The 23040-nt window shown below is 70.2% G+C and carries 20 protein-coding genes; 7 read left to right on the forward strand and 13 right to left on the reverse strand.

Going from position 1 to position 23040, the window contains the following annotated elements; all coding sequences use genetic code 11:
• Together cmk and RYH80_RS03580 are read right to left on the reverse strand one after the other, a co-directional pair.
• Window positions 1-579: a (d)CMP kinase gene (gene cmk / locus RYH80_RS03575; protein ID WP_370902490.1), complete on the reverse strand. Its 579-nt coding sequence runs from the start codon at window positions 577-579 to the stop codon at window positions 1-3.
• A gap of 111 nt (window positions 580-690) precedes the next feature.
• Window positions 691-3615 (reverse strand): valine--tRNA ligase, encoded by a 2925-nt coding sequence (locus tag RYH80_RS03580; RefSeq protein ID WP_370902491.1) that lies wholly within the window; start codon window positions 3613-3615, stop codon window positions 691-693.
• 571 nt (window positions 3616-4186) lie between these two features.
• On the opposite strand from RYH80_RS03580, the gene purM reads away from it, so the two are divergent.
• Window positions 4187-5272: a phosphoribosylformylglycinamidine cyclo-ligase gene (purM, locus tag RYH80_RS03585; protein WP_370902492.1), complete on the forward strand. Its 1086-nt coding sequence runs from the start codon at window positions 4187-4189 to the stop codon at window positions 5270-5272.
• Window positions 5273-5331: 59 nt separating this feature from the next.
• Here the strand turns inward: purM and RYH80_RS03590 are convergent, their stop codons facing one another.
• Complete coding sequence (locus RYH80_RS03590; RefSeq protein ID WP_370902493.1) at window positions 5332-5562, reverse strand: Lrp/AsnC family transcriptional regulator; 231 nt, start codon at window positions 5560-5562, stop codon at window positions 5332-5334.
• 149 nt (window positions 5563-5711) lie between these two features.
• Here RYH80_RS03590 and RYH80_RS03595 point away from each other — a divergent pair, with 149 nt between their 5' ends.
• Window positions 5712-6419 carry a potassium channel family protein gene (locus tag RYH80_RS03595; RefSeq protein WP_370902494.1) on the forward strand — a complete coding sequence of 236 codons (708 nt, stop codon included), beginning with the start codon at window positions 5712-5714 and terminating at the stop codon, window positions 6417-6419.
• Window positions 6420-6436: 17 nt separating this feature from the next.
• On the forward strand, window positions 6437-6649 hold the full coding sequence (locus tag RYH80_RS03600) for an Lrp/AsnC family transcriptional regulator (protein ID WP_370904644.1): 213 nt from the start codon (window positions 6437-6439) through the stop codon (window positions 6647-6649).
• Window positions 6650-7037: 388 nt separating this feature from the next.
• Here the strand turns inward: RYH80_RS03600 and RYH80_RS03605 are convergent, their stop codons facing one another.
• From RYH80_RS03605 to RYH80_RS03620, 4 genes are all read right to left on the reverse strand, one after another.
• Window positions 7038-8201, reverse strand: a complete 1164-nt coding sequence (locus RYH80_RS03605) for an Ig-like domain-containing protein (protein ID WP_370902495.1) — start codon at window positions 8199-8201, stop codon at window positions 7038-7040.
• Window positions 8202-8333: 132 nt separating this feature from the next.
• Window positions 8334-8975, reverse strand: coding sequence for a class I SAM-dependent methyltransferase (locus tag RYH80_RS03610; RefSeq protein WP_370902496.1), 642 nt, complete (start codon window positions 8973-8975; stop codon window positions 8334-8336).
• A 103-nt stretch (window positions 8976-9078) separates the two neighbouring features.
• On the reverse strand, window positions 9079-11916 hold the full coding sequence (locus RYH80_RS03615) for a DEAD/DEAH box helicase (RefSeq protein WP_370902497.1): 2838 nt from the start codon (window positions 11914-11916) through the stop codon (window positions 9079-9081).
• Between the two features lie 150 nt (window positions 11917-12066).
• Window positions 12067-12453, reverse strand: a complete 387-nt coding sequence (locus RYH80_RS03620; RefSeq protein ID WP_370902498.1) for a hypothetical protein — start codon at window positions 12451-12453, stop codon at window positions 12067-12069.
• A gap of 257 nt (window positions 12454-12710) precedes the next feature.
• Between RYH80_RS03620 and RYH80_RS03625 the strand changes: the two genes are divergently transcribed.
• Window positions 12711-13535 carry a sugar phosphate isomerase/epimerase family protein gene (locus RYH80_RS03625; protein ID WP_370902499.1) on the forward strand — a complete coding sequence of 275 codons (825 nt, stop codon included), beginning with the start codon at window positions 12711-12713 and terminating at the stop codon, window positions 13533-13535.
• 83 nt (window positions 13536-13618) lie between these two features.
• Here RYH80_RS03625 and RYH80_RS03630 read toward each other — a convergent pair whose 3' ends face one another.
• Both RYH80_RS03630 and larC read right to left on the reverse strand, forming a co-directional pair.
• Window positions 13619-13822, reverse strand: a complete 204-nt coding sequence (locus RYH80_RS03630; RefSeq protein WP_370902500.1) for a hypothetical protein — start codon at window positions 13820-13822, stop codon at window positions 13619-13621.
• Between the two features lie 13 nt (window positions 13823-13835).
• Complete coding sequence (gene larC / locus RYH80_RS03635; protein ID WP_370902501.1) at window positions 13836-15527, reverse strand: nickel pincer cofactor biosynthesis protein LarC; 1692 nt, start codon at window positions 15525-15527, stop codon at window positions 13836-13838.
• Between the two features lie 490 nt (window positions 15528-16017).
• Between larC and RYH80_RS03640 the strand changes: the two genes are divergently transcribed.
• A complete protein-coding gene (locus RYH80_RS03640) occupies window positions 16018-16212 on the forward strand; it encodes a cold-shock protein (RefSeq protein WP_370902502.1) in 195 nt (64 codons plus the stop codon).
• Window positions 16213-16235: 23 nt separating this feature from the next.
• Here RYH80_RS03640 and RYH80_RS03645 read toward each other — a convergent pair whose 3' ends face one another.
• Window positions 16236-16607: a DUF8009 family protein gene (locus RYH80_RS03645; RefSeq protein ID WP_370902503.1), complete on the reverse strand. Its 372-nt coding sequence runs from the start codon at window positions 16605-16607 to the stop codon at window positions 16236-16238.
• Window positions 16608-16748: 141 nt separating this feature from the next.
• Entirely contained in the window at window positions 16749-16892 is a 144-nt protein-coding gene (locus RYH80_RS03650; protein ID WP_370902504.1) for a rubrerythrin-like domain-containing protein, read from the reverse strand.
• A gap of 194 nt (window positions 16893-17086) precedes the next feature.
• On the opposite strand from RYH80_RS03650, the gene RYH80_RS03655 reads away from it, so the two are divergent.
• Window positions 17087-18256 (forward strand): HD domain-containing protein, encoded by a 1170-nt coding sequence (locus RYH80_RS03655; RefSeq protein WP_370902505.1) that lies wholly within the window; start codon window positions 17087-17089, stop codon window positions 18254-18256.
• A gap of 78 nt (window positions 18257-18334) precedes the next feature.
• On the opposite strand, the gene RYH80_RS03660 is transcribed toward RYH80_RS03655, so the two are convergent.
• Together RYH80_RS03660 and RYH80_RS03665 are read right to left on the reverse strand one after the other, a co-directional pair.
• Window positions 18335-18964 carry a zinc metalloprotease gene (locus RYH80_RS03660; RefSeq protein WP_370904645.1) on the reverse strand — a complete coding sequence of 210 codons (630 nt, stop codon included), beginning with the start codon at window positions 18962-18964 and terminating at the stop codon, window positions 18335-18337.
• Between the two features lie 191 nt (window positions 18965-19155).
• Window positions 19156-20886 carry a TraB/GumN family protein gene (locus tag RYH80_RS03665; RefSeq protein WP_370902506.1) on the reverse strand — a complete coding sequence of 577 codons (1731 nt, stop codon included), beginning with the start codon at window positions 20884-20886 and terminating at the stop codon, window positions 19156-19158.
• A gap of 147 nt (window positions 20887-21033) precedes the next feature.
• Between RYH80_RS03665 and RYH80_RS03670 the strand changes: the two genes are divergently transcribed.
• Entirely contained in the window at window positions 21034-22983 is a 1950-nt protein-coding gene (locus RYH80_RS03670) for an ATP-binding protein (protein WP_370902507.1), read from the forward strand.
• The last annotated feature ends 57 nt before the right edge of the window (window positions 22984-23040 follow it).

Below are 23040 nucleotides of genomic sequence, written 5' to 3' on the forward strand. Positions count from 1 at the left end.
TCAGAAGTCGTAGCGGACGCCGGTGATCGGTTCCTTCCCCTCGTCCGTCGCGGGGTCGTAGGCGTCGACCGCCCGGATCAGGAGGTCGGGGACGGTCTCCTCGCTCCACCGGCCGGTGTTGACGACGAGGTCGTAGATGGACCGGTCGCCGATGTCGATGTCGTAGTACTCCGCGTACCGTTTCGCCTCGCTCTCCTCGCGGCGGCGCGTCTCCTCGCGGGCGACGGCGAAGTCCTTCTCCTCGCGGTCGGTGATCCGCTCGACGCGCACGTCCAGTGGGGCGTCGAGCCAGATCCGCAGGTCGGCGTGCTCACCCGCCAGCCAGCCGGCGAGTCGCGACTCCAACACCAACTGTTCGCCCTCGACGGCGTGCTCGCGGAGACGCCGGTCGAGGTCGCGGTCGATCTGGTCGTCGTCCTCGGCGAGTTCGTTGAACTCGACCGGCGAGAGCCCACGCTCGGCAGCCATCTCCCGGAAGGTGTCTCCCCCGGAGACGTGGTCGAAGCCGAACTCCTCGGCGATCCGCGCCGCCGTCGTCGACTTGCCACTCCCCGGTGGCCCGGAGATCGTGACCAACATACCACCACTCCACACGGTCGGTACAAGTGACTGTCCATCTACCGAGACGGCGACAGGTTCGCGAACGGCGACGGCGACAGGTTCGCGAAGAACGCCAGCCTAGCGGTGGCGTCAGTCGTCCGTGTGGACGACCAGGACGACCGACTCCGTCTCGATCAGTTCGCCGGCACCGTCGTAGCTGTGCGTCTCGACGACCTCGAACTCGTCGCCGGTCAGCGTCTCGCCGCCGGCCGCCAGCGTGTCGCCGTCGAGTTCGTACGCGCCGCTCGCGATGTCGGCCTCGATGTCGCCGACGGCGTCGCCGTACTTCGGCCCGACCGTGGCGTAGTCGAGGTCGATGTCCGCGATCTCGGCGGTCGCCTGCGGCGCGGTCGCGTCCGCCGAGACGGTGAGCTCGTCGACGTGCATCACGCTCGCGACGGCGTCCTCGAAGCCGGCGATGTCGCCGTACACCTCGACCTCCGGGAGGTCGGCGTTCAACGCCAGCCCGCGGTCGCTCTTGAACGAGCGCAGCGCCGAGATGACGCGCATCGCCCGCTCGCCTGGCGCCAACGGCGCGTCGTACCCGCGCGGCTCCGGCCACCCCTGTCGGTGGAGACTCGGGGTGTCGTCTGCGTCGGCCGCGTCGGCCGCGCCCGTCTCGGGGGCGTCGGCTGCGCCCTCTCCGGTGGCGTCGGCGTCTGCCTCGGCGGTGTCGGCGTCCCCCGCGGGCGCGTACGTCGCCGTCCACACCTCCTCCGTGACGAACGGGAGGATCGGCGCGAACAGCCGCAGGACGGTCTCGTGGACCGTCCGCAGCGTGTACGCCGTCGAGGCGGCCGCCCCGTCGCGCTGTTTCGCCAGTTCGAGGTAGTTGTCACAGAACGTGTCCCAGAAGAACGTCCGCAGTTCCGTCCGGGCCTTCGCGTACTCGTGGGCGGCGAAGTGATCCGTCGCCGTCTCGACGATGTCGTCCAACGTCGACAGTAACCACTCGTCGACCGGCTCCAGCGTCTCCGGCTCGGCCGGCAACTCCGCGTCCGTCGTCGGGTGGGTGGTCGTCGCCAACTCCGCCTCCGCGGCGGCCTCGCTCGCCAGGTCGTCGACGAGCTTCGAGGCGTTCCAGATCTTCTGGATCAGCTTCTCACCCTGCCGGAGCTCGTTCGTCTTGTACGGGAAGTCGTCGCCGACTGAGTACCCCGACGCCCAGTAGCGGATCGCGTCGACTGGGTACTCCGCCATCACCTCCTCGGGCAAGACGACGTTCCCCCGCGAGGAGGACATCTTCTCGCGGTTCTCGTCCAACACCCAGCCGTTGATCAACACGGAGTCGAACGGCACCTCGCCGGTGTGTTCGACACACTTGACGATCGTGTGGAACAGCCAGAACGAGACGATGTCGTGGCCCTGCGGGCGCAGGTCCATCGGGTACAGCCCCGGCTCGTCGAACGTGATCTCCCCCGCGTCGGCGTCGTAGTCCCACCCGGCGTTGATCAGCGGCGTGAGCGAGGAGGTCGCCCACGTGTCGAACACGTCCTCTTCGGCCTCGAACTCGTCGTGGCCACACTCGGGACAGGCGTCGACCGACGGCTCGTCCGCGATGGGGTCGACCGGGAGTCGCTCCGGGTCGGCGAAGATCGCCTCGTCGCAGTCCGCACAGTACCACACCGGGAACGGGATGCCGGAGTCGCGCTGGCGGGAGATACACCAGTCCCACTCCAACCCCTCGATCCAGTGTTCGTACCGGGAGAACATCTTCTCCGGGTACCAGTCCATCTCGCGGCCTGCCTCCAGGTACTCGTCGGTGTGGTCGAGCAGTTCGACGTACCACTGCTCGGTGACGAGGTACTCGACGGCCGCGTCACACGACCGCTCGTGAACCTGGACGACGTGCTCGATCGGGTCGCGGGCGAGGAGTCGCCCCGCCGCGTCGAGGTCGTCCTTGATCGCGTCGCGGGCCGCCTCCGTCGAGAGTCCCTCGTAGTCGCCCGCGAGGTCCGTCATCGTCGCGGACTCGTCGATGGCGACCCGCAGGTCCAGGTCGTGGGCCTGGTACCACTCGATGTCCGTCTGGTCGCCGAAGGTACAGCACATGACGATGCCGGTCCCGGTCTCCGCCTCGACGCGATCGTCGGCGTAGATCGGCACCTCGTGGCCGAACAGCGGGACGCGGGCGGTGCCGCCGACTAGGTGCTGGTTCGCGTCGTCGTCCGGGTGGACGAACATCGCGACACAGGCCGGCAGCAACTCGGGACGGGTCGTCGAGATGACCACGTCGTCGCCCGCCTCGGTCGGCACCGGGTAGTCGCTGGCCTCGCGTTCGGGGTCGGCAGGCGGCTCCGAGCCGGGCTCGACGAGTTCGAAGGCGAGGTCGACGAACTCGGAGTCGCGTTTCTCCTCTTCCATCTCGACTTGCGAGATCGCCGTCTCGCAGTCGGGACACCAGATCGTCGGCGCGCGCTCGCGGTACTCGCGGCCCTTCTCGTAGAGGTCGAGGAACGACAGCTGGGAGATGCGCTGGACGCGCGGCTCGATCGTCTTGTAGGTGCGCGACCAGTCGATGGAGACGCCCAACGACTGCATCTCGTTCGTGAAGCTCTCCTCGTACTCCGCACACACCTCGCGACACTTCTCTTGGAACTCGCGACGGGTGTAGTCGGAGTGGTGGATGCCGAGTTCCTCCTCGGTGAGCAGTTCCGAGGCGATCCCGTTGTCGTCGTAGCCGAACGGGAACATCGCGTCGCCGTCGTGCATCCGGTGGAACCGCGCCGCGAAGTCCTGGAGCGTACTCCCGTAGAGGTGGCCCATGTGGAGACTACCGGAGACGGTCGGCGGCGGCGTGTCGACGGTGTAGGCGGTGTTCGGGTCGGCGTCGCCGTCGCCGAACCGGTACGTCTCGTCGTCGACCCAGAACCGCTGCCAGCGATCCTCGGTCGCTTCGGGGTCGTACTCGCCCGACAGCGACGGGACGGGGGTCTCCGCCGCGTCACCGGTGTCGGTGTCCGTGCCGGTCGCCGCGTCCGACGCGTCGTCGGACTCTGGGTCCTGCGTGCTCATCGATACCCCTCGGTTCGCGTCTGGCCGTGGTCTATCTGGCGGTTCGTCTGCGGGTGCGTGCCTCCGGGGTGGCTCCCGTGGCAACGCTGTCGTCGATTGGTCGGGTGATCGGTGTCTGTCGTGGGTCGCATAGGTACTCGTCTCTCGTCTCCGTCGCTCGGGACACTACCGGTGTCCGAGTCGTCCGTGGTGGGCGGTACGTGCGGTGCCGTGACGGCGGCCGCAGCCGTCTCGGTGCGGACTGTGCGGGGCGTCACGCCCCTACGAAGAGGGTGGCGTCGTCGCGCGACCGGCGGGTCGCCGACTGGGTGAGTGCCATCACTGAAAACTGACGCGGGTTCCCGTAAGAGCGTTTCGTGTGAGGGTGTCGCACACTCGTGGGCGTGGACGGCTGTCACTCACTCGTGGTCGCGGGGCGGCTGTAACACACTCGTGGTCGCGGGGCGGCTGTAACACACTCGTGGGCGTGGACGGCCGTCACCCACTCGTGGTTGCGGGGCCGTCGGTGACTCCGGGTCGTCGGGCGAGCGGCTCCGGTGGGCTTTTGCCCGGACCGCGCGCCTCCCCGAACATGGACGGAGCCGACGGAGCGAGCGACGACGGGGTGAGTGGCGACGAGACGACGGATCACGAGGCGCCCGGCGCGAGTGCGAACGAGGGAGCACCCGACGAGACGACGGACGGAGAGTCGTCGGAGGGACTCACCTACGCGGCGGCGGGCGTCGACATCGCGGAGAGCGAGGCGGCGACGGCGGCGCTGGTCGACGCCGTCGGCGGACCGGGGACGGACGGCGACTACGCCGGCCTCGTGGAGGTCGGCGACCACTACCTCGGGCTCGCGACGGACGGCGTCGGGACGAAACTGCTCGTCGCTCGCGCGCTCGCCGACTACTCGACCATCGGCATCGACTGCATCGCGATGAACGTCAACGACCTCGTGGCGGCGGGCGTCGACCCGGTCGCGTTCGTCGACTACCTCGCCGTCGAGGAGCCAGACGACGACGTGGCCGCCCAGATCGGCGCGGGACTCCGCGAGGGTGCCGACCGCGCCGGCGTCTCGCTGCTCGGCGGCGAGACCGCCGTGATGCCGGACGTGATCACGGATCTGGACCTCGCGGGCACCTGCGCGGGGTTCACGCCGCAGGACGCCGTCTTCCCGGGCACGGCCCAGCCGGGCGACGCACTCGTCGGGTGGGCCTCGACGGGCATCCACTCGAACGGCCTCACGCTCGCCCGCGAGGCGGTCACCCGCGAGCACGCCTACGAGGACCCGTGTCCGTTCGGCGACTACGACACGCTCGGCGAGGCGCTCTTGGAGCCGACGGCGATCTACACGGATCTCTTGGAGCCGATGCGAGCCCACGGCGTCCACGCCGCCGCCCACGTCACCGGCGGTGGGTGGACGAACCTCGAGCGACTCGGCACGTACCGGTACGAGGTCACCGACCCGTGGCCCGCACAGCCGGTCTTCGAGTTCGTACAGGAGGCGGGGAACGTCTCCGACGAGGAGATGCACCGGACGTTCAACGTCGGGACCGGGTTCGTCGCCGCACTCCCCGCCGACCGCGCCGAGTCGCTGGCCGCCGATACGGACGGACGTGTGATCGGCCGCGTGACCGAAGGCGACGCGGTCGCGATCCGCGGGCTGGAGTTGTAGGTCCCGGCACGACCCGGCACAGACCGACCTGGATAGCAGGGTGGTCCGTTCCTCGCGAGTTACCCCATCGAGACGTAGGTCTTGGTCTCCTCGACGCCCGCGATGTCGTGGATCGCGCTCGCGACGGTCTCCATCACCTCGTACATCTCCGCGGTCTCGACCTCCACGATCACGTCGAAGTCACCCGCGACGACGTGGGTCTCCGTCACCGCCGCCATCTCGTCGATCCGATCCGTCACCGCCTCCACCTCCCCGGTGGCTGTCTTCACCATCACGAACGCGCTGACCATGCGACAGAGTACCACGGGTACTATCAAAAGCGTTCCCCCCGGCTCGCGGCGACGGACTCCCGGACTGCGTGGGGGTGCTCCGACCGCCGCGGTCGGCTCTGGGGTCGCGTGGACAACCCTTTTAGTGAGACCTGTCGTACGCACGCCGTATGCGATTCATCGTCATCGGGGCCGGACGGGTCGGCCTGCGGACGGCCCGCGTGTTGCGCGAGGAGGGACACGACGTGACCCTCGTGGAAGCCGACGAGGACCGGGCGGCCCGGGCCGAGACGGACGGGTTCGAGGTGATCGTCGGTGACGGCTCCCGCGAGGACCTGTTGGTCGAGGCGGGCGTCGAGTCGGCTGACGCCGTGGGTGCGCTCACGGGTGACCTGAACACCAACTTCGCGGCCTGTCTCGTCGCCAAACACCACGGCTGTCGCACCGTGATGCGCATCGACGAGGACTACCGCGAGGGCATCTACCAGAAGTACGCCGAGGAGGTCGACGAGATCGTCTACCCCGAGCGTCTCGGCGCCATCGGCGCGAAGAACGCCCTCCTGGGTGGGAACCTCCGTGCCATCGCTGACGTGGCCGAACACCTCCAGGTGGTCCTGTTCACCATCACCGACGACACCCCGATGAAGGGGTACAACCTCTCGGAGGTCACCCTCCCGTCGGAGGCCCGCATCCTCGCGTTCGGCAAGGCCGGCGAGTCGATGGGCATCCCACTGCCGGACGACTCTCTGGAGACGGGCGACCGCGTCGCCGTCCTGGCGGACTTCGAGGTGCTCGGTGACGTCCGCCAGCTCCTGTTGGGTGAGGGCGACGAGACGGCAGAGACCGCCGTCGCCGTCGAGGGAGGTGGTGAGGCGTGACCGTCACCGCCTACGTGATGGTGAAGTCGAACACCGGCGAGGCCGACCGCGTGAAGGAGGCGCTGGCCGACCTGGAGGACGTGACGGAGGCGCACATCGTCGCGGGCGACGTGGACTTCATCGCGAAGGTCGTCACGGAGTCGCCCGGCGACGTGAAACGCGTCGCCGCCGGCGCGATCCAGGACATCCGCGGCGTCGAGCGGACCCAGACGTACATCGCGATGGACTAACACCGACCTTTTTCACTCCTCGGGTGGCGCGCGGGGCGCGCCACCCGAGGAAAAAAGCTCGATCAAAAAGGGCCGCGAGCGCGCCGTCCGGCGCGCTCGCGGTGGATTGCGGTGCCGCGACCGCACCGCAACCGCCCCGTCACTGCACCGCACCACCACCGCCCCGCGACCGCGACCGCCCCGCTCCCGCGACCGCACCGCAACCGCCCCGTCACTGCACCGCACCACCACCGCCCCGCGACCGCGACCGCCCCGCTCCCGCGACCGCACCGCAACCGCCCCGTCACCGCACTGCACCACCACCGCCCCGCGACCGCACCGCAACCGCCCCGTCACCGCACCGCACCACCACCGCCCCGCTCCCGCGACCGCCCCGCCACCCAACGTGCTACTGCGGGCGCACGGACACCGAGAGGTCGTCGGACTCCACCTCGACGACGACCGGCCCCACCGGTGGACAGCCGGGCCACGTGTACGACTCCGACAACTCGCCGCTCGTCATACGCGACTCGTACCCCGACGCCGGCGGCACCACACCACGACTCCGCACCCGCCCGCCCGCCGGCACCGACAGCGTCCGCCGGACCCGCTCGACGCTCCCACCACCTCCGGCGGTGTCTCCGGGCTCGTCGGTCCCTCTCGATCCCGGCTCGCCGCCGCCGATGTCGACGGCGACCCGTCTGTCTGCGTTCGTCCGGTTCGCGACCACCAGGTCGCGCCAGATCCTGTCACAGAGGAATCGCGGATCGGGGTCGAGCCTCACGTCCAACGTCCGGTCGGCCACCGCCTGCCAGGCGTACGTCTCGACGACACCCCGCGCCGCAACTCGCACCCCCACCGCCGGTCCGTCCGGATCGAGCGGGAGTCGCACTCGACTCCGCTCGGGGACGCGCAGCGTCACGGACCGCTCGTCGTCGCCGTCGGCGCCGCCGCTCCCGTCGACCGTCGCCAGTCGAACCGTCGTCGCCTCACCGGAGTTGGCGAGCGCGAGCCGCGTCCGTCTCCGCTCGTCTGCCACGAGCGAGGCGGCACCGTCGATCAGCCGCCGTGCCGCCGGTCCCGCGTACCGCGCCACCCCGCGGAGTCCCGCGCCGAACTCGACCAGGAAGTCACCCGTGTCCGGTCCCACGCGCCACGTCGCCGTCAGCGACGACGCCGTCTCCTCGGATCGGGGTCGCTCCGTCGTCGCCCGGACCGTGTACTCGCCCGGTGCGAGGATCGGCCGCCCGACGGCACCACCGCCAGGGCCAGGAATCGCCGGTGTGCGGCGGAACACGCGCTCGCCGTCGCGCAGGAGTTCGACCCGGATCGTCCGGCGGCCGAGTCGGCGGTTGGCGACGAACAGGCGACGACGGCGCGCGAGCGCGTCCGTCGCCGTCTCCCCGTACGCGTCGGTCTCGCGCGGCGTCGGACTCCCCTGCAACGCCGGGTTCACCGTCTCCGCCTCGTCGCCGCCCGGCGCACCCGCGTCGACGGCGCCACACCCTGCCGTCGATCCGGCAGCCGCAGCCCCGAGTGCCGCGAGCAGACGCCGTCGTGACCACCGTCTCATCTGTCGATCTCTCGGGCGGCCAGCGGCTTCACTCCTCCGGGGGAGCACCCCGGTCGGATCGGGAGCGCTCCGGAGCACCCGCGAGTGGCGGGGAGATCGGACGCCGACGCCACGACTCCCGAACCCACAGTGTCACAGCCGTCGGAGTCCGACGAAGTACGCCGGGGAACTCCCCCACCGCCGCTGGAACCCGGTCTCGTAGGCGAACAGTCGCTCCCACGCACCTGCACGCTGGAACCGACGCGTCACCTCCTCGGGTGTGATCCCGTACGTCGGCCGCGGTGCCGACCGCCGGTCCCCGAGGACACAGAACAGCCCGTCGCGCGGGACGAGGTCGGTGAGTGTCTCCGCCAACCGGTCCCGCTCCCAGGTGTCGAACACGTGGAACGTCGCGGAGTCCAACACGGTCCGGAACTGGAACCCGCTCTCGACGAGCGTGCCGAGCGCGAGCGCGTCCAACCGCAGGAACGGGGTGTCGACCCCGCGACCGGCGGCACGGCGGCGCGCCTCCGCGACCGCACGTCCGGAGATGTCGATCCCGAGCACCTCGTACCCCAGGCGTGCGAGGTAAATCGACAGCTCGCCGGTGCCACACCCCAGGTCGAGGACGGGCGAGCGGACCAGCCCCCGTTCGGTCAGCCACCGGAACGGCGCCTGTGGGTAGCCCACGTCCCAGTTGGGCACCGTCAGGTACGCCTCGTCGTAGACGGCCCGCATCGGCTCCGACCGCGGGACGGGCTCACCGTCGTCCCACGACCCGACACTCCGTGTCACTCTCGTCGTCTCGGGGCGCCGGGGCTTCAAACTGGTGTCGTCGGGGACATCGTCGGTGTGACACGCGTCACTCGACCACGACACGGTGGGAGGCCGCGGCCAGTCACCAGAACTGCTGGGTACGGGCGTACTGCCGTTCTTGCTCCAGCAGGTCGCGGTAGAACTCGTCTTCGTCCTCGCGGAGCTTCCCGATCACGCGGGCGGCGTTCGTCGGGCCGACGCCGCGAGCGGCGAGCGCGATCACCGCCTGCTGGCCGTGCGCCTGCACGAGGTTCGCCGCGCGGTGAGCACGCTGGGTGCGCCGGTGTTGCTCGTCGTCTTTCTCGTCGGCCCGCACGGCGGCGACGGTCTCGTCGTCCCAGGGGTTCAACGCCGCGATCCGCGTGGACCCACACGCCGGACAGGTCGGCTCGTCGCTCACGCTCCCGACCGTCCGCTCGCTGCGCCACTCCGTACAGTGGACACACAAGAGGATCACCCGATCCGACAACACCCTGTCTTTCAGCGTCTCGATCACCGAGGCGTCCGCGTTCTCCGGCACGAGCAACTCCCGCCCAGAGGAGCGTCCGCCGGTGCCGATCGGTGTGTGGTCTCTGGCCGCGGCCACGTCCACGTCCCCGGACTGGATCCGTTCGAGCAACGCGGCCGTCTCCGCGGTCGCCAACTCCGTGTGGAACACCTCCCGGACCGCCTCGTCGAACACCGGCGTGTCCTCCAGCGCCGCCAGCAGTCGGTCGCCGCCGAAGCGTCTGTCCGCGTCGTAGCGCTTGAGCGCGCCGAACTTCGCGGCGACGTGTGCGAGGGTGAACTTCAGCGTGTCCGAGTTCTTCAGCGCCAACTCCAACAACCCCTCGACGTGGTTCGGGTCCGTCTCTTCGAGAATCTCGATCACCGTCCCCGGGTCCGTCCGGGAGGGCACCTCCAACTCCACGCGGTACGGGTCCGCCTCCATCCCCACGGAAGAGCCGGTGCGCTGCCCGATCAGTGCCGAGAGCAGTCGGCCGAGTGTGCGGTTCACCTCGTGGCCGTACGGACTGTTCACCACGATTTCGCGACCACGCCCCTCGACGACGAGTCTGTTCGCCGTCGGCACCGGAGCACCCGCCGCGGCGTGGCGCTGGATCTGTTCGAGGCCGACCGCGGCGGTGTGTTCGTCCGTCGGGTACCGCGCGGTGAACTCCCGTGCGACCGTCTCCGTCGCGGCCCCGCGCTCGAACTGCGGGGCCGCGACCGAGCGCATCTCCCCCACCTCGTTGGCGACGCCGGCAGGCACCGGGATCTCCTGGCCGGTCCACGACGGGACCTCGCCGGCCGGGTCCTCGATGGGCGCGACGTTGACCCGCGCCTCCTCGTCGTCCACGTCGTTGATCCGCCACATCTCCCCGCGCTGGATGAACGCCTCGCCCGGCTCCGCGAAGTTGACGACGAACCGCTCGTCGAGGGTGCCGACCTGCCGCCGCGCGGAGATGTCGTACACCTCGTACGTCTCCTCGTCGGGGATCATCGAGAGGTTGCGGTAGAAGTACTGCCACGTCCCGCCGCTCGTCTCGATCCGGTCGCGCTCCTCGTCGAGCCACACCACCCGGTTGCCGTCGAGTTCCCGCACCACCTCGCGGAACTGCGCGGGCGCGAGCTCGCGGAACGGGTACGCGTCCGTCACCAACTCGTAGGCCGCCCGCGCGTCGACGCCGTCCTCGCGGTCCATCACGATCCCGACGACCTGGTTGGCGACCACGTCGAGACTCCCGTGGTGGATCCCGGCCGTCTCCACCTCGCCCGCGACCGCCCGGCGCGCGATCGCCAGCGCCTCCAGCGTGTCGTCCGGGTGGTCCGTGACGATCGTCCCGGTGGACACCTCGTCACGGCGGTGGCCCGCACGCCCGACGCGCTGGAGCAGTCGCGTCACCTCCCGCGGGGAGTTGTACTGGACGACGTGGTCGACCCGTCCCACGTCGATCCCGAGTTCCATCGAGGAGGTACACACCAGCCCGTCGATCTCGCCGTCCTTGAACCGGTCTTCCACGTCGATCCGCGCCTCCTTCGACAGCGAGCCGTGGTGGACCTCGATCGGCTCGTCGAGGGCCTTGAACCGCGATCCCAGCGCCTCCGCCGTCTGGCGCGTGTTGACGAAGATCAGCGTCGACTCGTGGTCCGCGACCAAGTCACGGATCAGTCGGACGTGGCTGGCGATCTCCGCGTCCGTCGCCAACTCCCCCGCCAGCGCCTCGTCGGCCTCGGTCACCTCGGGTGACACCACGTCGAACGCCACGTCGCTGCCGGCGTCGATCTCGACGATCGTACAACCACGTGCGCCGGTGAGGAACCGCCCCACCTCCGCGGGGTCGCCGACGGTCGCGGAGAGGCCGATCCGCTGGTAGTCGTCGGCCAGCGCTCGGAGTCGCTCCATCGCCACCGTGAGTTGTGCGCCGCGCTTCGAGGCGGCGAGTTCGTGGACCTCGTCGATCACGAGGTGGCGTACGTCCGCCAGCGCGGTCCGGAGCTTCGACCCCGTGAGCATCGCCTGCAGCGTCTCCGGCGTCGTGACGAGCACGTCCGGCGGGTCCTCCGCCTGCCGTTGCCGCTGGTAGTCGGAGGTGTCGCCGTGTCGCACCTGTACGTCCAGCTCTAAGGTCTCGCCCCACCACTCCAGTCGCTCGCGCATGTCGCGGTTCAACGCCCGCAGCGGGGTGACGTACAGCGCCCCCATCCCGTCGGGCGGGTCGGCGGCGAGTGCGTCGAACACCGGGAGCATCGCCGTCTCCGTCTTCCCGGTTCCCGTCGGGGCGACGACGAGCCCGTGGTCCCCGTCGACGAGCGGTGGGATGGCGCGCCGCTGTGGCTCCGTCGGCGTCGTGAACCCCCGGTCCGACAGCGCCGACCGGACCGGCTCCCCCAGCGCGGCGAAGGCGTCCATCCCCTCGGCGACACCCGCGTCTGTCATCGACAGTGGTTGCGGCGGGAGGCGGTTAACGGTTTCTCGACGGGAGTCGTCGGGTCGCGAACGCCGCCGACGACCCGCCGACAGATCGACTCGCGACCGTCGGCGACGAACTGGCGACCGACCGACTCCCGATCGGAACCGCGACGCGACTCAGTCCAGGAACTCGCGCGCCGCGCTCTCGTCCTCGAAGATCCGCGTCTCGACACCGTCGAGTTTGCTCTGGAACGCCATCCCCTTGACGCGCTCCTCGACGACGACGGCCCACCGCGAGACACCCTCGTCGACGGCCACGTCGCCGGCGTGTTGGACGGCCTCGAACACGCCCGAGCCGATCGGGTTCTCCACGCGCAGCAGCGTCAGGATTCCGTCCACGTCCTCGCGCTCTAGCGTCGAAACGAACGCCTCGTTGATCGCCGCACCCGTCTCCGCGTCCAACTCCAGCGTCGCCGGCAGTTCCACCGTCACCACGCCGTCTTCGAACGTCAGAGTCCAGTCTCCCTCGGTCGCCGTCGTCCGCGTCGCACGAGTCGTGCTCATGTACGGTTCACACGAGGGACCGATCCCACCCAAACCGTGTGTCCAACTACAGAGACGCCAGGTTCCGGAGTGTCTAACTACAGAGAACCGGTCGGTTCCGGGTCGGTTCTCGGCTGTGAGAGACGTACACACGGCCGGAGTGGCGGGTGACGAGACGTACACACGGCCGGAGTGGCGGGTGACGAGACGGGGGACATGACCGTCTCTCGGGACGTGTCACCGACGGACTTAGGTCGGGAGCCGACGACGCCGGACCGATGAGCGAACGCGACGCGATCCTCGACGGGACCGAGACCGCCAACCGGGCAGACGACGGGCTCGCACTCGGGACGACCATCGGCGGGTTCTACGAGCGAATCGACGACGTGGCGGCGTGGTCGCCCGAGACGGGTGGGTTCGACTTCCTCGAGGTGACCGTCGGCGGCGACTCGACGCGGTTGGACGCCGTCCCGGTCGAGCGGCTCGCGCGGGAACTCGACGCGGCGGGGTACGACCGCACGGTCCACCTCCCGACCACCTACCCGTTCGCAGTGCCGGTCCCGGAGGCGCGTCGCGCCGCGCTGGCGTACCTCGACCGCGGACTCGAGGTCGCGGCTGGGTTCGGCGCCGAGAAGGCGGTCGCGCACGCCAGCACCGAGCCACACGATCCCGGTGACGCGCCGCTGTTACGCGAGACCGTCACAGACCTGGCCGCACGCGGCGAGGACGCCGGCGTGGAACTCTGTGTGGAGAACGTCGGGCACCTCGACCGGGGCTTCGGCCTGGAGACCGTCGGCGAGGCTGTCGCGGACGCGGGGGCGTCGCTGTGTCTCGACGTGGGGCACGCCTACCTGGAGGTCGGCAACGACGGCTTGCGGGAGTTCCTCGCCTCGTACGCGGACCTCGTCTCGCACGTCCACGTCCACGACGCCCGGGAACGGGGCGACTCACACGTCCCACTGGGGGCCGGCGAACTCGACCCGACGGCCGCCGCGGCCGTGGCCGACGCCGCCCCGACCGTCGCCGTGGAGGTGTTCACCGACGACTGGCCGCTGTTGGCCGACACCGCCCGCCGGTTCGAGCGCGCCGTGACCGGGGAGTGAGCGGGGATGCGGTGACGAGCGAGCGGGGAGGCGGTGACGAGCGAGCGTGGCACGTCTCGGCGCGTAGGACAGCACGCCGCTTGTCACTTCACAGCGTCGCGGGCGACGAACACCGTCTCCCCGCGCCGGCCACACGCCGGACAGTCGAACCGCTGCCACCGCGTCGTGTCGAGGTCGCCGAACGGTGCCGGCCGGACACCTCGCTCGCGCCCGAACCGCTCCCCGCAGTGGTCACACCGGAACTCCGCCGCGTCGAGGTCGGCCGACGGCGTATCGTCGCGAGTCACGAGTCCCCTCCGGTCACGAGTCGTGGCCCGCCCGCGAGTCGTCGCCCGGCGTCTCGCCCGCGAGCCGGTCGCGAGCGAGCGTCTCGGCACGCCGGCGGAGATCGCGGACGGCGACACCGCTCTCGCGCGCCGCGGCCAGCACGTCGTCGTACTCCGCGCTCACGTCGTAGACGGTGCCGTCGGCGGTGAGTGCGAGCTTGACCGCCACCTCGTGTGTCGTCGGCTCCGACTCGGACGTGTCGCCTCCCGCCGCCGTCTCGTCGGCCGGAATCCCCTCTCCGTCTCGGGCGTCCTCGTCGTCCACGGAGAGCGTGACAGTCTCGACGCGTCGGTCAGCGATCCAGCGGTGGCGCGCGGCCGTCTCCCGGACGCCGAGCGTCCCCGTCTCGACGGCGAGCCGTCGCGCGAGTCGCGTCGCGTCGCCCGGTTCACAGATCACCTGCACGTGGTGACCCGGGCGCGACTTCTTGCCCGTCGTCGGGAGCACGGTCACGTCGTGGGCGCCCGCCTCGAGGAGTGTCGTCTGGAGACTCCCGAGCACCTCCGGCGTCGTGTCGTCGAGCGTCGTCTCGAGAACCGTCACCTCGTCGTGGTGGAGGCCGTCGGCCGTCGACGGGTGCGGATCGTCCCCGGCGGAGTGGTGCCCGTGATCGGTCGTCGCCTCGTAGTGGTCGTCGCCCGTCGATCCGTGGTCGTCGTGACCCGTCTCTCCGTGTTCGTCTGCAGACTCCTCGTCGTGTCCGCCGTGAGCGTGACTCGCGTCGTCCTCGCCGGCGTCGCCGTCTGGCGTCGACTCGCCGACGGTCGCGCGGAGGACGTTCGGCCGCGGCGCGAGGTCGTAGCCGCCGGCGCCGTAGCCGCTCGTCTCGACGGCCAGCGGCGGGAGCGTGTCGACACCCTCGGCCAGCGCCGCGAGGATCGCCGCGCCGGTCGGCGTCGTCAACTCTCGCTCGACCGGCCCACCCTCCAGTCGCCAGTCGGCGCGAGCGGCGATCTCGGTCACCGCCGGCACCGGGACGGGGTAGGTGCCGTGGCTGAACGTCGCCTCGCCGCCGCCGGCGGCCACCGGCGTCGTCACGATCCGCTCGGGTCCGAGGTCGTCGGCGAGGAGACACGCGCCGACTACGTCCGCGATCGCGTCGTCTGCCCCCACCTCGTGGAACGGCGTCACCCCCAACGCCGTGTCGTGGACGGCCGCCTCCGCCTCGCCCAACAGCCGGAACGCCTCGCGCGCGTTCGTGGCGACGGTGTCGGGGAGTGCCATCTCGTCGACCAACGCCACCACCTCGTCGTAGGTGCGCTCCGGGCCGCGCCCCTCGGCGTGCTCGTGGGAGTGGCCGTGCTCGTCGTGACTGTGGTCGTGATCGTGCGAGTGGCCGTGATCGTGCGAGTGGCTGTGGTCGTGATCGTGCGAGTGGCCGTTTGCGTCGTCGTGGTCGTGACTGTGCTCGCGGTCGTGTGAGTGGTCGTGATCGTGCGAGTGCTCGTGATCAGTCGTCGTCTCGTCGTCCGCCGCGTCGGTGGAGACGACGCGCGCCCGCGTCGCGGCGACACCCTGTTCGTCGACCGCCGCGAACTCGTAGGCGACCGGGAGCACGTCCGTGACGGGCGCGAGCACGTCCGGATCCGCGCCGGCCGCGACCAGCGCACCCAACACCACGTCTCCGGCCACGCCCGTCTGCCCGTCGAAGGCCAGTGTTCGCATGCTCCCACCGAGACGGTCGAGGTACAAGTGTCGCGCGACTGTGCGGCCACGACAGAGTGGCCTGCCGATCCGCGGCCGTCGCAGCCTGCGATGCTGGCGGTGTTCAGATAGGGCTAGATCGTCGGGTGGGACTAGTACTCAGGAAGCCCCGAGGGGATCGCGGTCGCTCGGCGACATATCGCGCCTCTTGTGCGCGGCTTCGCCGCTTACATCGAGGCGCGGCGCAGCCGCGCCTCGCAGGCACCGTTCGGCGCGATAGGGGCCGCCGAGACGACTGAAGTGAACGCGATCCCCTCGCCCCTTCCAGTCCCGCCCGAATCCGCCCCGCACAGCACCTCTCCCTCCCCAGCCTCGTCGCTCGCTCCGCTCGCTCCTCCCTCGCGCGTTTCTCGCGCGCCACCCGCAACAGTCGTCTTATCTGAACACTACCGTAAGCTGGCCCGTAGATATTTGTACTCGGCCGAGCCATTCGCCGGTGAGGTAACAGCGAATGGCGCAAGGGACGGTCGCGTTCTTCAACGACACGGGTGGTTACGGATTCATCGAGACAGACGACGCCGACGAGGACGTGTTCTTCCACATGGAAGACGTCGGCGGCCCCGACCTCGAGGAGGGGCAGGAGGTCGAGTTCGAGATCGAACAGGCCGAGAAGGGCCCACGAGCCAAGAACCTCACGCGACTGTGAGGTGACCGGGTCGCGGCCAGGGCTCACCCGAGGGTGAGCACCCGGACGCGGACCGACTCGCCGTCGGTCTCCAACACGACTTCTTCGCGGACGCTGTCTGCGACCAGCGACCGCCACGACTCCGGCCCCGACCCCGGGAACGGCGGCACGTCGTCGGCGAGCAGCGCCCGCGGCTGGACGTGGATCGGTTCGGGGTCGTCGTACTCCGCCTCCGTCCCCGCGACGTGGATGCGGGCACGCATCCGGCCGGTGAACGGCGGCGTGATCCGCAACACGGCGTCGCGACGGTTCCGGTTGCGCGACTCGACCGCCGCCACGAGGTCCGCCGTCGTCACGACGACACTGTCGATGGCCGTCGGGTCGCCGCCCGACGACACCCCTGGCTCGTCGCTCACGGACACCCATCGGACGCCGACCGACGAAACCATTCCGCTCTCGAACCTGCCGGTGTGGTGTGGCAGTTCACCGGACGGACACCGGCGACAGAGCAGTCGCTCCGTGGCACGGGTCTCGCGAGAACACGACCGCTCGCAGCCTCACGACTGGTAGGCGAGGTCCGCTCGTACCGTCTCGAGCGACTCCTGGTCGAGAGAACCGCCACAGTCTGGACACGCCGCGCGGAACGACGCCGCGCTCACTCTCCGTCCACACTCGCGACAGACGAACGGACGCTCCGACATCGTCTACACTATAGGAGATTGGGATGTTAAATGTTGGCACGGGGTGCACGCCGTGACACACGGAGTGGCACGGGTCGGACCGAGAGTGGGCCGGTGGGTCGCCGTGCGCTCGGACGGGCACCGACCTGCCGGGACGGAGGCGGACGGGGACCGACAGCGTTTCGGGGCGACCACCGCTGGCACCACGTACTCGAATGACGGCGATCAAAGACTCCGTCCACGACTACGTCACCCTCTGTCCGGTGGCGGCGGACCTGCTGGACACCGACGCCGTCCAGCGACTCCGCCACATAAAACAGCTCTCGACGGTCCGGCTGGTGTACCCCTCCGCGTCACACACGCGGTTCGAGCACTCGCTGGGCGTGTACCACCTCGCCTCGCGGGCGCTGTCGTTCCTCGGGGTCGAGGGCGACCGCGCGCGCCACGTCCGCGCCGCGGCGCTCGTCCACGACGTGGGCCACGGCCCGTACGGCCACCAGACGGAGGAGGTGATCCGCCGCCGGACGGGCCGTGACCACGACGAACTCGGCGACCTCTTGGAGCAGACGGAGATCGGCGCGGTGTTGCGCGGCCACGACCTCTCGCCGAGTCGCGTCGCCGAACTGGTCCGCGGCGAGGGTGAGCTCGGCCAACTGGTCTCCGGCGAGTTGGACGTCGACCGGATGGACTACCTCGTGCGCGACGCCCACCACACCGGCGTGCCGTACGGCACCATCGACCACGAACGGCTGGTACGGGAACTGCAGTACAGGGACGGCGAGTTGGTGCTCGCGGAGGGGAACGTCGCCACCGCGGAGTCGTTGCTGTTGGCGCGTGCGCTGATGGACTCGACGGTGTACCGCCACCACGTCTCGCGGATCGCCGGTGCGATGCTCGAACGCGCCTCCGAACGACTCCTCGAACGGACGGAGACGGACGTGGCGACGTTCCGCCGGATGGCCGACCACGACCTCCTCGTCCGCCTCCGCGAGGACGTCCCGGAACTCGGCCGCCGGATCGAGCACCGCGACCTCTACAAGCGGGCGATCTGGGGCGGGTTGGACGAGGTGCCGGCGAGTGTCGTCGAGATGCGCCACGAGGACGAACGGACGGCGGAACGCGAGATCGCGGACCGCGCCGGCGTCGACGAGGCGGCCGTGGTCGTCGACGCGCCACCACGCCCGGGGTTCAAGGAGGCCGACACGCGGGTCGTCGTCGACGGTGTCGTCCAGCGGCTCGAAGACGCCTCGAGTCTCGTCTCCGGCTTGCGCGACGCCCGCCGCGGCGGCTGGCGGATGGGCGTGTACGCGCCGGAGGAGCTCGTCCCCGAGGTCGCCGCCGCCGCCGTCGATGTATTGGGGCTGCCGGAGAGCACCGTCGCCTGACCTCCCAGGGACCATCCTCGCCCGACACGGTCGCGTTCTCGGCGGTCGAAACTCACCGTGCCGGGCTCGGCTGCCGCCTCACAACAGGTTCAACACGAACAGCACGTACACCGCGGCGGCGACGCTGGGGACGGCGACGCCCGCCCAGACGACCGTACTCCACTCGCGGATCGTCGCCCCGTCCAGCGGGCCGAACGGGATCATGTTGAACGCCGCGAGCAACAGGTTCACCGCGAGTCCCCACTGGCCGACTTGACGGACGAGTGTCACGTCGAGCAGTCCACCGCCGAGCCAACACGCGAGGAACCCGACCGCGAGCACGATGTTCACGACCGGTCCGGCGAGCGCGATCAGCCCGTGTTCGCGGCGGGTGATCCGCCCGGAGTGGTACACCGCACCCGGCGCGGCGAAGAGGAATCCCGCCAGTGCCGAGACGACCGCGAGGAACAACATCCCGTAGTCGGCGCGGAACTCCGCCCGCTGCCCGAACCGCACGGCGACGACCTTGTGGCCCAGTTCGTGCAGCAGGAACCCGACCCCGGCGGTGGCGCCGGACAACAGCGTGATCTCCACCAGCGGCCCGAACACGCCCGCAGTGACTGTCTCTGCGACCAGTGGACCACCACCGAAGAAGAACACGCCGAACGCGGCGCTCAACGCCAGCCACGCGGCCGCGAGGTCGCGGAGTTCCCGGTCCGAGAACGACAGCGGCGAGCGAGTCCGTCCGCTCGGACCGCCCGATCCACCCGCAGAACGGCCGAGCCTGCGACCGCCGTCCGTGCGCGGGTGGTCGTCCGACTGGCTGCCACCCGTCCGCGGTTCCGCGTCGGCACCCACCCGCGGTTCCGCGTCGGCACCCGCCCGCGGTTCCGCCTCGCGTCGTGACGGATCGGCGTCGGTCACGCCACCGCCTCCCAGAGCAGTTCGGCGCTGCGGCGCGCGCCACGCACCATCAGTTCGGTCACGCCGGCGTCGAGCGAGGCCGAGAACGCCGGGAGCACGTACGCCGCGAACAGCACGCTCGCGATCACGCTCCCGACGTTCGTCATCGCGACGACGACGATCAGCCGGAACAGCGGCACGTCGAGCATGTCCGAGACGATGTCGGTGATCGGGCGCGTCTCGTCGGAGAGCAGTTCGTTCAACGTCCCGATGTCGGAGACGTTCACCTTGAGGTGCCGCAGTTCCATGTACCCCGTGAACCAGCCGGGCGCCAACAGCGGATTCACCGAGGTCATCCAGGCGACGAGTCCGCCGACACCCGCCGACCGCCACCGCGCCCCCGCGACCTTCGCCAACCCCGCCGCGAACACGCCGTTGATGAGGAACCACGCCGCGAACAGCCGGAGCAGTTCCACGTTCCGCACGCCGGCCATCGCGAGTAAGACGAAGAAGCCGACGAACGCCGCGGTGATCCCGAACCCGAGCAGCTTCCCCCACGGGACGCGTCCGCCAGAGGCCTCCCCCACCAGCGACTCCATCGGCGGCAGCGTCCGCGGGTCACGCAGGTACGCCTCCACCCCGGCGCGGTGCCCCGCGCCGAGCACGGCGACCACGTCGTACCCCGCCTCGCGGAGGCCGACGAGCTGGTGGCCGATGTAGGCGTCCCGCTCGTCGATCAGCGCCTCCGCGCCGCCGGGCGAGAACGCGCGAAACTCCTCCATCATCGCCGAGACCACGTCCCCGTCCGTCAACTCGTCGGGGTCGAACTCCGCCAGGTCGTCCTCGGGTGACTCCTCCGCGAGGCCGATCCCGAGCGCGTCCACGAGGACACCCGCGACGAGCCCGACGCCGAGCCCGGCCGCCAGCCCGAGGCCGAGCGACCCCGCCGCGGAGACGACGAACGTCGACAGCGTCGACGTGAGGAAGTCGACGCCGATCCCGGTCACGCCGACGGTCGCGGCGACGCCGAGACCCGCGGCGGCCGCCGGGGTCGGGCCACTGCTCCCACCGGTGACGGCTCGCGCGCCCTCGAAAGTGAGGTAGCCCGCTGCGGCGCCCGCGAGGAGACTCGTCCCGACGGCGGTGAGCAGTGCGGTGCCGATTCCGACACTACCGCCGAAGACGGCGATCAGCGGCCCGAGTAAGAGCCCGACGACGACGCCGAAGGTGACACCCGCCACGCGGGGATCGGTGACGCCGAAGGCGAGCGCGCCGAGCATCCGGAACTTCTCGACGAGCGTCAGCCGCGCCCAGAAGCGCTGGATCGTCGTGTTGATCTCGCGGTCCACCAGGGCGACGCCCAGGCCGAGCGACTCGGCGGTCTCGACGGCCGCCAACTGCTCGGCGCCGGGTTCCACGTCGAACTTCTCGCCCATCCGCGTCTGGACGTACGACAGCATCCAGTACGCGAGGAACTGGAAGACGGTGTTGCCGCCGAGCAGGTCGCCGGGGTCGAGGTCGTCCGGGGTGCCGCCGCGCATCTGGCGGTAGCGACCCTCGTCGAGTTCGACCGCGACGATGTCCGGACGCTCCGCCTCCACCGTCTCCTCGACCTCGCGGACGGAGGCCTCCGAGACGTGTGCGGTGCCGACGACCGTGACGCTCCCCTCGCCCTCCGGGTTCGACGGGGTGGGCGTCCCGGGGGCGTCCTCGGGCGTCGGCGGGTCGTCGTGTGACCCGTGGCTCATTGCGAGTCCGTACCTCGGCTCCGGGTTTACGTGTGTCGGAGTCTGGAACGAGTAGGGCCCACGTCGGGGGTCCCGACGGGGGTGTTGCGGGCGACATCGAGCCCACCGACGGAGGTGTTTTTGTCTCCCGGGTGCCACCGACGAGACATGACCGACTCCGGGGACTCCGATCTGGAGAGTTTCGACGCCTTCGCCGACGCCGACTCGGCCACGGACACCGACGGCGACTCCGCAACGGACGCGGACACCGACGACCCGGCGAGAGCCGCAGACACGACCACCGGCAGCGAGGCGGCAGACACCGCTGCTCCCGACACGGACACCACGGCGACGGCCGACACGACGGCGGACAGCGGCGCCACGGACGGCGGCGACACGGCGGACGCGTTCGTCTCGTACGTCGACGACGCGGACGCGGCGGGCGTCGAGGGAATCGGCTCCGTCGTCGTCTCGCAGGGGCTCCGCGTCTCCGAGGACGGCGAGGAGACGAGCGTCCAGGCGTTCGTCGAGGCGGGCAACCGCGAGGACGTGCGGCTCGGAACCTACCTGATCGTCCCGTACCCCGACGGGGAGTCACTGTTCGCACGCGTCGAGGCGCTGGAGTACGCCCAGGAGTTCCAGACGGACGACGCCACGCAGTTGACCACGCGCCGCCGCCTGTCGACGGGGGACGGCTTCGACGAGCGCGACTACAAGTTCCTCGCGGATCTCGACCCCGGCGCGGTGTTGTTCTCGGAGGACGGCGAACTCCAGCGGCGGATGGTCGACAGAGTCCCGAAGCCTGGCGCGACCGTCCGGCAGGCGACCGACGCCGAACAGATCAAGACCGGCCTCGACATCCCGACGGAGGGGGTGTTCCTCGGACACCTCTCCGTCGGCGGGGAGAAGGTCCGCACCGCGACGGAGCCGCCCACGGTGGACTACCGACTGAACGACGCCGACGAGGACGGCGACCCGCTCGTGTTCCGGCACACGCTCGTCGCCGGGGGCACGGGGTCGGGGAAGACCCACGCCGCGAAGAACGTCCTGCGGCAGTACGTCGGTCGCCGCTACGAGATGGACGACGGCCGCGAGACGCAGACGGCGACGGTGATCTTCGACCCGCAAGACGAGTACGCCCAACTCCACGACGACAACCCCGCGCTGGACGACGAGTGGGAGCGGCGCCTGGAGCGCGAGGGGATCGCACACGGCGGCCACGACGACACCGTCGCCCTGGTGCCACAGGAGGCCGGTGTCTCGTACCCCGGGCAGGGCCACCGCGCCGAACAGGTGCCGTTCACGATCCCGTTCTCCATCGTCGACGAGTACGACATGCCGTGGCTCGTCGCCGGGGCGTCGCTCAACGACAACCAGTACGGTGCGCTCACGCACCTGCTGGACCGCTTCTTCCGCAACTACGACGACGCGACCGCCACCTACGACCGGTTCTGCTCGTTCCTCGACGACCCGGCGCTGAAGGAGGAACTCCACGAGAGCGGGCGCGTCCACGAGGCGACGTTCGACGCCGTCAAGCGGCGGGTGCGCTCGATCCCCGGTGGCGTCTTCGACCAGGACGCCCGGCCGATCACGGAGTTGGACACGGAGCTCGTCCGCCCCGGTGGGATCTCGGTGATTCCGACGTACCACCTCTCGACCTCGCGAGCGAAGGAGACGTTCGTGCTCGCGGTGGCGGCGATGCTCGTCGACGACAAGCTGTCGAACGCGCCGTCGTCGACGCGGATCGCAGAGACCCCGCTGGTGCTCGGGATGGACGAGGCACACAACTTCCTCTCGGAGGCTGACAACGTGCAGGCGCGGAAGGTCGTCTCGAAGTTCACCGAGGCGGCCAAACAGGGACGCAAAGAGCGGCTGGGACTGTTCCTCATCACGCAGGACCCACAGGACGTGGCCGATCCCGTCTTCAAGCAGGTGAACACCCGCCTCGTGTTGAACCTCGGCGACGACGACGCCATTGACTCCGTCAACATCCCGTCGTCGCTCGCCGCGAAGGTGCCGTACATGGAGACCGGTCAGATGGTCGTCTACTCACCGGACAACTCCGAACCCGTCGAGGTGACCGGGCTCCCCGTGTGTGTGACGCGACACGGGGACTGACCCAGTGTCGGCGGTGCGGTCCCGTGGAGCCGGCCCGGCGGTCGACTCCCGTCCGGT

Origin of the sequence: Halobaculum sp. MBLA0147 (assembly GCF_041361345.1) — an archaeon.
Lineage (GTDB): Archaea > Halobacteriota > Halobacteria > Halobacteriales > Haloferacaceae > JAHENP01.